Here is a 12,275-nt window from a genome sequence, read left to right as displayed (position 1 = left end):
AGGAGTTGACATATTTATCTCTTCCTGTTTCGTTATACGTTTGCTATTCAGGTATATAAAGCTATGATAAGCTATTTGTCCGTTGACATTTTGCTTTTATTCTATCGGGGCGAACGGCAGTTCTGTATCTTTCCTGTATCCGGAACCGCTGAATGTGGCGATTAGTTCACCTGCTTCGTTTGTAATATTAACTTCACAATTTGCCAGTCTTTTGTGACTGAATACTTCGCGAGCCTCGGCATAAAGGAAGCCTTTGCTTTCGGCTTTGAAGAAATTGATATTGGAAGTTATGGACAGAGTGAGCCGCGCATGACTGTTGGTTGCCGCTGCGAAAGCCAGGTCGGCCAGTGTAAAGATGGCTCCTCCCTGACAAACACCACCACCATTCAGATGCATTGGCTTTATTTCCATACGCGCTTTGGCATAGCCGTTGCCCGTTTCCAGTAATTCTACTCCGGCAAATAATGCAAATTTGTCGCCCTGAAGAAATTCGTTGATAGTCATTATGATAATATGCTAATTTGAAAATATGCCAATGTGCCAATGAAGATACTCCAATTGGCATATTGGCACATTGACCGGTTGATCATTTGCTAAGTTTCCACTCTGCCCCATCCTTGGTATCCTTGATGTCGAATCCCATGGCGGTCAGTTCGTTACGGATCTTGTCGGAAGTAGCCCAGTCCTTGTTTGCTTTCGCCTGCTGGCGGATAGTCAGCAACAAGTCTACAGCCTTGCCGAATGTCTCGTAGTTGTTGCCTCCGGCCGAAGCTTCGTCTCTCATACCTAGGATATCGAATATGAATGTATGGAATACGTCCTGCAGTTCTTTCAGGTCTTCAGCAGAGATGGTTGCGTTACCGTCCTTTACAGAGTTGATGGCACGGGCGGCATCGAACAGATGAGAGATAACGATCGGTGAATTCAGGTCGTCATTCAGTGCGTCGTAACATTTCCTGCGAAGGTCTTTCACATCGACAGTCGAAGCGTCCGAAGCAGTCAGTTTCTGCAGATGGTTATAAGCATCCATCAGACGGCTTAATCCCTTTTCAGCTGCTTGCAGTGCTTCGTTGCTGAAATCTACCGTACTGCGGTAATGGGCCTGAAGGATAAAGAAACGGATCGTCATCGCCGAGTAGGCCTGGCTCAACATTTTATGGTCGCCGGTAAAGAATTCGTCCAGTGTAATGAAATTACCCAATGATTTACCCATCTTCTGCCCGTTGACGGTGATCATGTTATTATGCATCCAGTAGTGAACCATATCCTCGCCCTGTGAGGCAACCGCCTGTGCAATCTCACATTCGTGGTGCGGAAAGATCAGGTCCATGCCACCCCCGTGGATATCGAAATGCTGTCCCAGGTATTTCTTACCCATAGCCGTACATTCGCAGTGCCATCCGGGGAAACCGTCGCTCCATGGAGAAGGCCAGCGCATAATATGCTCCGGCTGTGCACATTTCCAGAGTGCGAAGTCGATCGGGTTATGTTTCTCGTCCTGTCCGTCCAGTGCACGGGTCGTATTCAGCATATCCTCGATATTGCGACCGGAAAGGACCCCGTAGTTATGATCTTTGTTGTATTTCTCCACATCGAAATAAACGGAACCTTCGCTTTCGTAGGCATATCCGTTGTCGAGGATCTTTTTTACCAGTTCGATCTGTTCGATGATATGTCCCGAAGCATGCGGTTCGATACTGGGAGGAAGCACGTTGAGAGCGTCCATCGCCTTATGGTAGCGGTTCAGATAGAACTGCACCACTTCCATCGGCTCCAATTGTTCCAGGCGGGCTTTCTTGGCGATCTTGTCTTCGCCTTCGTCCGCATCATGTTCCAGGTGGCCGACATCGGTTATATTGCGTACGTAACGCACCTTGTATCCTATATGTGTAAGATAGCGGAACAAAAGGTCGAATGTGATAGCCGGGCGGGCATGTCCCAGGTGCGCATCTCCGTAAACCGTCGGACCACAGACATACATGCCTACGTGGGGTTCATGCAACGGAATAAATTGTTCCTTCTTTCTTGTGAGCGTGTTGTAAATACTTAATGGATGTTCCATATCTGTTTTATACTTTAAAGGTTGCTTTGCTTTCTCCCGTATTTTCATAACCGGAAGGAAGACAGACCGCAAAGATAGTGTCTTTGTCTATTTTGAGCAATCTTCGCAGCAACCTTTTAATACGTAGTTGATACTTTCCAGCGTAAAATTACGCGGCAGTTCCACCATCGGGACCGGAATATTGCGCAGACAAAACGTCCGGTGGCATTTTAAACAATAAAAATGCGCATGAAGTTCTTCCACGGAACAATTACATTCGTTTCCGCAAACCGAATACTTCAATGAGCCTGAACCGTCGTCGATACAATGAACCAGGTGATGCTCCAGAAAAAGGTTGATCGTCCTGGATACTGTCGATTTATCCACTGTCTCCAGATAGTTTTCCAGGTCGAGCGAACTGAAGGCACGCTCGAATTGCATCATGGCTTTCAGGATAAGCAAACGGATAGCGGTCGGCTTTATCTTTCTTCTGTTCAGTATGTCTAAATAAACTTCCATATCAGTCGGGGTTGTTTGTCCTTAAAATTCTTACTGCGTTGAGGATCGCCAATAAGGCGACTCCCACATCTGCAAATACAGCTTCCCACATGGTTGCGACACCACCGGCTCCCAGGATCAGGACGACCAGCTTGACTCCGAATGCCAATGCAATGTTCTGCCATACGATATTGCGTGTAAACTTTCCGATGCGGATCGCCGTAGCCACTTTACTGGGCTGGTCGGTCTGGATCACCACGTCTGCCGTTTCAATCGCAGCATCGCTGCCCAATCCGCCCATCGCGATACCGATATCGCTCAGGGCAAGTACCGGAGCATCGTTGATTCCGTCACCGACAAAGGCTATCCGGTTCTCCGGATTCCGTTTCAGCTCTTCCAGATGGGCAACTTTGCCTTCCGGCAGGAGATCGCCGTATGCATGCGGGATTCCTAAACGGGTAGCTAATTTAGAAACAATTATTTGTTTATCTCCGGATAATATCTCTAAGTTATTAATATTTAATTCTTTTAATTGTTTGATAGCTGTTGCTGCATCTTCTTTAGGCGTATCGGCCAGGAGGATATAACCGGCATATTGCCTGTCGATGGCACAGACAACAACTGTTTCGGGAATCTCATTCAACCGGGAGAAAATAAAATTTCTCTCGGATGAAACTTTATTTTCATCCGAATGGAACGAAATTTCTTCCGAATCCAACAGGCGGGTGTTACCGACCAATACTTCCTTTCCATCGATCACTGCTTTTAATCCGTAACCTGCCAGTTCGGTTGTTTCGATGGTCGTATCTATTTCCGTTTGTTGCTGACGGGCATAGGAAAGGATCGCCTTGGCGATCGGATGGTTGCTGCGGCTTTCAACGGAAGCGATAATGCGGAGCAGTTCTTTTTCCGACAGATGATCGGCCGCTGATAAGGATTGTACTTCGAATATCCCTTTGGTCAGTGTGCCGGTCTTATCGAATACGACTGTATTGATTTTGGTAATGGCATCCAGATAATTACCTCCTTTAAATAAGATACCTTGCCGGGAAGCGGCTCCGATCCCTCCGAAATAACCCAGTGGGATACTGATAACCAGTGCACAAGGGCAGGAGATAACCAGAAATACCAGTGCCCGGTACAGCCAGTCGTTGAAAATAAACAGGAAGTCCGGTTGTATCAATGAATATAAATAAGGCAGTAAAACGATCAGGAAAGCCAGTCCGGTTACGATCGGCGTATAGATACGTGCGAATTTGCGGATGAACAGTTCTGCCGGAGCTTTCCGTTCCGATGCGTTCTGTACCAGTTCGAGGATACGTGCCAGGGCACTCTGGTTATAAGGTTTCGTTACCTCCAGGCGGATCACTTTGTCGGTTACGATCATTCCGGCCAGCACCTCTTCGCCTTGGCTGATCGTACGCGGTACGCTCTCCCCGGTAAGGGCTGCCGTGTTGAAGTCGGCAGTCTCGCTTAGTAACTTCCCGTCGAGAGGAACCCGTTCGCCGGCTTTTACTTCAATGATCTCTCCCGGCGTCACATCGGCGGGGGCAGTCCGGAAGTATTCGTTATTGCGCACGACGGTTGCCGTTTCAGGACGGACATCCAGCAGGGCGCTTATGTTCTTACGGGCTTTCGCCAGGGCATTTCCCTGGAATAGTTCTCCGATAGAGTAGAACAACATGACGGCTACTCCTTCCGGATATTCCCCGATATAAAAAGCACCGAGTGTTGCAATACACATCAGTGTAAACTCGCTGAAGATATCTTTTTCGCGGATACTCTCTACCGCTTCTTTCATGACCGGCAGTCCGACCGGCAGATAAGCCAGCACATACCATATAAGTCGTATCGTTTGATTGAAAAACTCTGCTTCCATCACCTGTAGGGCGATCCCTCCCAATAACATAAGAAAAGAGATTGTCGGGAGAAGATAAGGTGAAACTTTACTTTTTTGTTCGTTATGACAATGGTTGCAATTACAATGTCCCATATCTTTTTACTCTTTATTTGTTTTTCTGATACAAAGGTAAAGGAAACAAGGTGCAACAAAGTTGCAAAGAATCCGTATATTTGTCCGGTTAATGTTTAGAAAACACGTAATATGAAAAACACTCAAACTTTTATTGCTATCTTATTCTGTCTGGTGATGTTTTGTTCCTGTTCCCAGACGAAGAATCCCTATGATTTGTCGAATTTCGGTCTTGTTCCTGACCAAAAAGACAATGCTTCTCCTTTAATGGCAAAGGCGTTGGAACAGATTGCTGCTTCCCATACCGGGAGCGATACTATTACGATCGTTCTACCTAAAGGACGCTATGATTTTTATCCTGAAGGGGCCGCCCAAAAGGAGTATTTCATCTCCAACCATGATCAGGACAATCCGAAACTGGTGGGACTTCCTTTTGAGAACATGAAGAATATCGTTTTCGACGGGCAAGGTTCGGAGTTGATCTTCCACGGGCGTATGCTACCGGTTTCACTGATCAATTCGGAGAACTGTACGTTGAAAAACTTCAGTATTGATTTTGAAAATCCGCATATCAGTCAGGTAAAAGTATTGGAAAACGATACGGTTGCCGGTGCGATAACGTATGAAGTAGCTCCGTGGGTGGAGTATGAAATACGTGACAGTGTCTTTTTTGCCAAAGGCGAAGGCTGGGAGCATTCACCTGCCTGGGGAATCGCTTTCGAAGGAGATACGAAACGTCTTGTTTATACGACCAGCGATATCAGTATCGGTTCGAAAGGCGTATCCGAGATCTCTCCCCGCGTGATCAAATCTGCCAAATGGAATAATAAGAAACTGATTCCCGGAACTGTTGTGGCTATGCGTGGCTGGGGGCGTCCTACACCGGGTATTTTTGTCTCCTATGATACGAATACGATTCTTGAAAATATCCAGGTTCATTATGCGGAAGGAATGGGATTGTTGGCTCAGATGAGCGAGAATATCACGCTGGATAAATTTTCGGTATGCCTTCGCGGTGATAACGATCCCCGTTATTTTACAACACAGGCAGATGCTACCCATTTCTCCGGCTGTAAAGGAAAGATCATTTCCGTTGGTGGTTTGTATGAAGGTATGATGGATGATGCAATCAACGTGCACGGCACCTATCTGAAAATACAAAAACGCGTAGACGACAAGACGTTGCTCGGTGAGTATATGCATGGACAGAGTTATGGTTTTGAATGGGGATTCCCGGGAGATGCCGTACAGTTCATCGATTCGAAGACAATGGAGATTATAGGCGACCAGAATAAGGTTGTTTCTATCAAAGCGATGGATAAACCGGGTGCGCATGGGGCCAAACAGTTTGAGATCGTTTTTGAAAAGGCCATTGATCCGGCGATTAGTGAAGTTGGCACTTTCGGCATCGAAAACCTGGAGTGGACGCCGGAAGTTTATTTTGCCGACAATACGATCCGTAATAACCGTGCCCGTGGTTCTTTGTTCAGTACTCCGAAGAAAACCGTTGTGGAAAAGAATATTTTCGACCATACTTCCGGTACCGCCATCCTGTTATGCGGCGATTGTAACGGTTGGTTTGAGACCGGTGCCTGTCATGATGTCCTGATCCGTGATAACAAGTTCATTAACTCATTGACGAATATGTTCCAGTTCACGAACGCCATTATTTCTATTTATCCTGAAATCCCAGACCTGAAAGATCAGAAGAAATATTTCCACAGCGGTATCGTGATCGAAAATAACGAGTTTGAAACATTCGACGCTCCGATCCTGTATGCAAAGTCGGTAGACGGACTGGTTTTCCGCAACAATGTAATCAAGCAAAACAACCAATATCCGGCTTTCCACTGGAATAAGCATCGTTTCTTCTTCCAGCGTGTGATCAATTACGACATCAAGGATAATCAGTTTGATGGTGGTTTTGATGAGAAAAAGGATTTGAAAGTGGAAAATTAATTTGTCTTATTTCGTTTCTAATAAGAATGTTACCGGTCTAAAAGATCACATCTTTTAGACCGGTAGTTTTTTAGTTAATTTCAGTATTTGCTTCGCACGCAATCGTAAACCGGAACGTGCTACCTTTTCCGAATTCAGATTCAACAGATATTTCACCTCCCAGTTTATTCACGATCATCTGGCAAATGGAGAGTCCGAGTCCGGTGCCGGGTACAAATTTGTCGAATTTGGCGAAACGTTCAAAAACATGTTTTAGATTTTCTTTGTCGATCCCTTTTCCCGTGTCGGAAACATAGAAAGACAATCCCTTCGGAATTATTTCATAACCGATTGTGATCGATCCTTCCGAGGTGAACTTGACCGCATTGTTCAGCAAGTTGGTTATTACCTGTATCAGTCTGTTCTTTTCGGAACGGATCATGTATTTTTTATAAGGCAGATTACAGATAAACTTTACTTTCGGTGATAAATGGGAATTATAAACCTGCTTCAGGTCTGTTATTATTTCCGTAATATCAAAGTCGCTGTAGTTGAAAGTCATCTTCCCCGCATCAATTTTGGAGATGTCGAGTATATCATTGATGATTTGTAATAGCAGGTCGTTGTTCTCTTCAATGATCCGGACGAATTCTTCTTTGTCTTCATGCTCATCGGTCTGGGCTAAAAGCTGCGAAAAACCGACGATAGCATTCAGGGGCGTTCGTATTTCGTGGCTCATATTGGCGAGGAAAGCCATTTTCATCCGGTTACCTTCCTCTACTTTTTCGATATGTGTGATATCGATCAGAAGACCTGTTACGCTTTTAATACTTCCGTCGGGATAATATTCCAGCGGAACGGAGAAGGTATTTGTCCAGCGGTAATCCGTATCTCCATCCAGCATGATCCGTAAATGCAGGTTGCTGTATCCTTTACATTCGCGGATACGTTTATCCTGTTCCTGTTGTAAAATAAGACGGTCATCCGGATGAACCGTGAAATTGAACGATCCCCGGATGAAGTTTCCGGGAGCGACCGGATCAGGATATAGCCGGGTATATTCCTGTGTCTTGATATCCAGGTCCCATTGTATAATATTGGCGGCCTGGATTGCCAGTTCGCTACGTTGTATATAGTTGCGCAACCTTTGTTCCCGCTCTATCTCTTCCGTTATATCTTCACGTGTCCCGATCAGTTTATGAACATTTCCATCCTTATCATATTTGGATACTTTAGCGATCAGCCTGACCCATCGGTACGGACCGTTCAGCTCTTTTACCCGGAACTGAATATTCATTAATTCTGATCGTTTGTTCAGAATATCATCATATGCCTTTAAATACATCTTCTGATGTTCGGGAGCCACTGTCTCATAAATATCCTTTAGCGTCGTATTATGATCGAAAAATAAAGATTCTCTGATAGAAGTGCAGATATCTGTTTTACGATCGTATTCCCAAATGATCATATTGGTAATCTGCAGGAGCAGATCACGTTGCTGGCGATTTTCGATAAGTTCCTGTACTTTGTTTTTCTGGTCGGTAATATCTTTCTGGGTTCCGATCAGGCGGTCAATTTTCCCATCTTCTCCGTGAATACCCATCGAGTAGATCTCGTACCACCTGATTTGTCCTTCGGGAGTCAGCAGGCGGAATTGTTCGGTACTTTGTTTATGCTTTTCATTAACGATATCGGTGACCAGCCTGACATGGCGTTCCCTGTCTTCCGGAATGAGTTGCTTGGTTACATCCCATAATTTCATTCCTGGTTGCGGCACTGTATTCTCATCGGCCAGGTCAAAAGAATCGCTATCGGGGAGATAAGACCATACAGACAGGTTTCCGGCTTTTAAAGCCATCGACAGTTTGTTCTTCTCATTGATGATCTCAAGTTGAGTCTCCATCCGTCGGGTCATATTCCGGAAGATACCGAAAGTATGGTCTTCAAAAGGAATTATATACCCTTCCGCATAACCTGTATGACCGTCATTCTCCACTTCGTAATGAATGGTGTTCGGTTTACGTGTTTGCATCGTATCCAGAAAGGCGTTCAGCAGTTTATTGCCGGAGTCTCCCTTTAAATTCTTATAGTGGAATAAATCCTGGATGGTTTGCCCTTTCTGTTGCTGTGGCGTGAGGGACAGAGATATTTCGGGCTGATAATTGAGCAGATCTTCAATTATCCCCTCTTTGTTAACTATTAAAATTGTATCAGGAAGAAGTTTCAAAAACTGTTTCATTCCTGCCAATGTGTTTTCATCGTACGCCATAACCCATAATTTTCAGAAGGTCCTTAATCCGCAAAGATAAATATATTCTTGAATCTTAAATGTAAAAAACGAATAATTGAATGATGTTTCAGCAGTCATCTATTTCAATCGTTTGAAAAACAATGTGCAGAGCAGAAGAAAGGATGAAAGGGTAGGATCTGGAAAAAAAGACTGGTCTTTTATAAATGAAAGTCCCTTATTTTGAAATCAAAACTCAGGTCTTAACATTTCAAAAGACCAGTCTTTATTTTATAGGCCAAGGATGGAATCCGTTTGGTATGGCGGTACTGTTTTTTGTGATTGCCTTAAAAAAGTAATGTTTGGCCAGAGAACTTGTCTCTGTTACTTCTGTACTTTTTTCAAACTGTAGTTCAGTTCTGTTTCCGCTTTCTTGAAATCATCGCCGATCAGTGTGATTGTCGAATCGTTTTCACAAAGGAAATTCATCACTTCATCCCCGTTGTCGGAAACCAGTTGCCATACGGTTACATTCTTTTCTCCCGGTATATCCTGTAGGGTGATGCATTTTCCGTTTGTGACGAATGTTGCATCTTTACCGTCTTCTGCTTCCAGGTATGTCTGTGAGAGAGAGAAAGTTCCTTCTCCGCTTTTCTCGCGGCTGCGGATGGTCAGGTCGTAACGGATGCCCGGACAGTCGGCGCAAGGCAAAACGCCTTCATAAGTTTGTGTCTGAATGTCACCTAATGAATTGTCGGCATCTTTCTTGTTCTGACGATAGATTTCTTTACCTCGCTGGCTGATCATCCATACGCCGTCGACCCGGCGTACATTTTTTGTATCGTCATCTTCTATATTCCAGGCATAATCGCCGGCCGGAAGTGAGCGCCGGTCGAGTATATCGTTGGGAGTATCGTTTGAAAAGAATAATTCTGCTTTTAGTGAATCGGGACTGAATACCAGATAAGCGGATGATTTGCCGTCGATAGCCTCGAGGCGTATGCCGGACTCGAATAGACGGATGCAGTTCTGTTGTACTTCCGACCATGTATAACCTGCAGAGGCGATACAGCCATGTTCGTCTTTGTCATTTCCAACCATTTCGGTAGAGTCTTGTTCTGTACCGGATACTTGTTTGGCTTTTTGTTGTCCGCAGGAAGAAAGAAGTCCTGCACAAATGATCAGGGCTGATAGGATAAGCCCGTTGTAAGCTTTTTTCATCGGAATGAATGATTTTAATTTGTTTATAAACGGATATCGTTCTATATAGAAACAAAGATAAGTTATTTTTTGTTTCTTTGTGACCTGAATAAAAGATAAAGCCTGTAGGAATGAGAACCTCCTTTTATATTTCCATGTTTTTAATGATAGTCTGTTTATTGCCTGTCAAGGCACAGGATGGAGTCGTACAGTCTGACAGCCTGAAACAGAAAATGCCTGTTATCGAATATAAATTCAATGCGAAGCATCTGATACTTCCGGCTTCCCTGATTACAGTCGGGGCGGTAGGAACGGCTATCGACGGGATGAATGACTTTCATCTATTCTCCCGGAAAAGCGATGTGAAAAAGATACGGGCGGACGACTATCTGGAATGGGGGATGCTCGGATGGGTATTTGTCTGCGACCTGATGGGGAAGGAGAAACATAACTGGGTGGATCAACTGATGCTTGTGACTTTGGCGGAAGGGATGAATGCTGTTATGACACGTACTTTAAAATATACGGTAAAGGAGACACGTCCGGATGGCGGTCCGTATTCTTTTCCTTCGGGGCATACGGCTAATGCATTTCTGGGGGCACACATGGCCTATAAAGAGTTTAAGGATAGTAGCCCCGTGCTGGCTTATTCAGGATATGCGATAGCTTTGTTTGTAGCCGGTTCCCGTTTGTACAATAACCGGCATTGGGTAGCAGATGTAATAGCGGGTGCCGGTTTCGGTATCCTTTCCGTCGAATTGGCCTACTGGGCTTATTTTCCCCTCCGCAATGCCATTGCCCGTAAAGTAAACAGCAAAGCAGCCAGGAATATGGTGGTTGCCCCGACATTTAATGAACAGGGCGGTGGTTTGTACTTCTCTTATTCATTTTAATATCGTAGGCTACTTGTCGACAGCTAACCGGTAAGAAGATGATTGCTTGTTTTTCAATTTCTTAAGTTAAGACTAGCGACAGTGTCTTCACCCTACCTGACAGGGCTATTTTTTTTAGAAATGGAATGATAAGATATATATTGATCGAGTTTTGTTAAGGCACTTACTGCCCAGTAATTTGTTAGACTATAAAACCATACTAAAGGTATGAAACAAAATAAAAAGCGTTTGGCTGAATATGAAAGTACATTTTCTATGGTATCCCATTTATAGTCTATTTGATAAAGGATTGTCATATAACATAATGAAGCGGCAGCAATCATTACCAACAATACTACATTATCTCTTTTTTTATAAATGAACCAACAATTGGCAATGACCATTAATGCAAATAAATAGAACGACCATCCGTAGTAAACAGTATTTGTATATAACATTATCATATATTGTTTGATCGTATTAAACTTATTAGGATCCCAGAATAGTTTTGTTATGGCAATACTTTCGGCATACAATCCATTTATTTTCATAAAACTATTCCAGAACAAAGCTGGAATGATCATTATTAGTCCACATATAAAGAGATCATAATAATGTTTTCTGTGAAGTGCATCTAAAAATAATACAAATAATGCGGCCACTATAAAAACAACACCTTCCGTGCGGCACCAAATATTAGCACCAAGTAATACACCGGATAAATACAGATATTTCATATCTCTATCCTTAAACCACAAGACCAGATAGATAATTCCCAAGGAAGCATAAATGGCATGTATAACGTTTGTCATTGATAAGGATGAAAATGCAATCATTTCTGGAGTGATAAGTACAAAGAAAGTAGCTATAACAACTCCGGTTTTCGTTGTGGCACGTTGTGCTGCTCCATAGAAAGCAAAGAGGAAAGATAAATACATCAGCCCGGGAACCAGCTTGGATGTATTTGCTCCAAGGGTATAAATATAAGCATAACTTAACTGTACCAATGGAGCATATGTAATATAACTGCCTGGAGCATGCACTGAAGGATTATAGCTACCTTCGAAAAGGCTTAATCCTTTATAAGTCTGTTCCTGTGCAGCCACGTATCCGATCGTTTCGAATCCAGCCAGGCTATCTCTGTCAAACGGCGGAAAATATATGCATTTTGAGAAATTCATATATTCGATATAGACAATAAGCAGAATAAATAAGAACCATATCAGATTCGTTCCATTTACATATTGTGTAAATGGAGCAATTTTTAGAATAGCTTTGGTATTTCTAAATCTGATGACAAAAGCAATCATCCCCGCTAAAATTATACATTGGATAATTAACAGGTTTACAATTGTAAAAGAGACTCCCAACTGGTCACCAACCAGCATAGCTATTGTTTCCAGTACAAGTCCTAAAGGAAAAGACAGGCCAATTTTTTCTGTTAATGAAAAAGAGACAGACAAACAATTGATAAAAAAGAATCCAGATAGAAAAGTAAGGATAATTCCTATATATAATACCATATCT

Annotated in this window: 9 protein-coding genes; 2 read left to right on the top strand and 7 right to left on the bottom strand. The window is 43.5% G+C overall.

The genetic code is table 11. The features are described from left to right. Positions 1-96: 96 nt before the first annotated feature. The 4 genes from DWW23_RS11855 to DWW23_RS11840 form a co-directional block, all read right to left on the bottom strand. Positions 97-504 (bottom strand): PaaI family thioesterase, encoded by a 408-nt coding sequence (locus tag DWW23_RS11855; RefSeq protein WP_009860656.1) that lies wholly within the window; start codon positions 502-504, stop codon positions 97-99. An 82-nt stretch (positions 505-586) separates the two neighbouring features. Continuing rightward, positions 587-2,062 (bottom strand): cysteine--tRNA ligase, encoded by a 1,476-nt coding sequence (cysS, locus tag DWW23_RS11850; RefSeq protein ID WP_122353586.1) that lies wholly within the window; start codon positions 2,060-2,062, stop codon positions 587-589. Between the two features lie 87 nt (positions 2,063-2,149). Beyond that, the gene (locus tag DWW23_RS11845; RefSeq protein WP_122353491.1) at positions 2,150-2,560 is read right to left on the bottom strand and encodes a Fur family transcriptional regulator; all 411 of its coding nucleotides are present in this window, start codon (positions 2,558-2,560) and stop codon (positions 2,150-2,152) included. 1 nt (position 2,561) lies between these two features. After that, the gene (locus tag DWW23_RS11840) at positions 2,562-4,532 is read right to left on the bottom strand and encodes a heavy metal translocating P-type ATPase (protein WP_122353490.1); all 1,971 of its coding nucleotides are present in this window, start codon (positions 4,530-4,532) and stop codon (positions 2,562-2,564) included. Between the two features lie 111 nt (positions 4,533-4,643). On the opposite strand from DWW23_RS11840, the gene DWW23_RS11835 reads away from it, so the two are divergent. After that, positions 4,644-6,470 (top strand): alpha-1,3-galactosidase B, encoded by a 1,827-nt coding sequence (locus tag DWW23_RS11835; protein ID WP_122353489.1) that lies wholly within the window; start codon positions 4,644-4,646, stop codon positions 6,468-6,470. A 70-nt stretch (positions 6,471-6,540) separates the two neighbouring features. Here the strand turns inward: DWW23_RS11835 and DWW23_RS11830 are convergent, their stop codons facing one another. Then, the gene (locus tag DWW23_RS11830) at positions 6,541-8,718 is read right to left on the bottom strand and encodes a PAS domain-containing sensor histidine kinase (protein WP_122353488.1); all 2,178 of its coding nucleotides are present in this window, start codon (positions 8,716-8,718) and stop codon (positions 6,541-6,543) included. A 342-nt stretch (positions 8,719-9,060) separates the two neighbouring features. Then, positions 9,061-9,897 carry a copper resistance protein NlpE N-terminal domain-containing protein gene (locus tag DWW23_RS11825; RefSeq protein ID WP_122353487.1) on the bottom strand — a complete coding sequence of 279 codons (837 nt, stop codon included), beginning with the start codon at positions 9,895-9,897 and terminating at the stop codon, positions 9,061-9,063. A gap of 143 nt (positions 9,898-10,040) precedes the next feature. Here DWW23_RS11825 and DWW23_RS11820 point away from each other — a divergent pair, with 143 nt between their 5' ends. Further along, positions 10,041-10,769, top strand: a complete 729-nt coding sequence (locus DWW23_RS11820; RefSeq protein WP_233564325.1) for a phosphatase PAP2 family protein — start codon at positions 10,041-10,043, stop codon at positions 10,767-10,769. 92 nt (positions 10,770-10,861) lie between these two features. Here DWW23_RS11820 and DWW23_RS11815 read toward each other — a convergent pair whose 3' ends face one another. Continuing rightward, positions 10,862-12,271: a glycosyltransferase family 39 protein gene (locus tag DWW23_RS11815; RefSeq protein ID WP_122353485.1), complete on the bottom strand. Its 1,410-nt coding sequence runs from the start codon at positions 12,269-12,271 to the stop codon at positions 10,862-10,864. Positions 12,272-12,275: the final 4 nt, after the last annotated feature.

The sequence above is a fragment of the Parabacteroides sp. AF14-59 genome (genome assembly GCF_003479515.1).
Classification (GTDB): Bacteria; Bacteroidota; Bacteroidia; order Bacteroidales; family Tannerellaceae; genus Parabacteroides; species Parabacteroides faecis.
The sequence above is the reverse complement of the archived record's forward strand: the minus strand, read 5'-3'. Positions and strand labels throughout refer to the sequence as shown.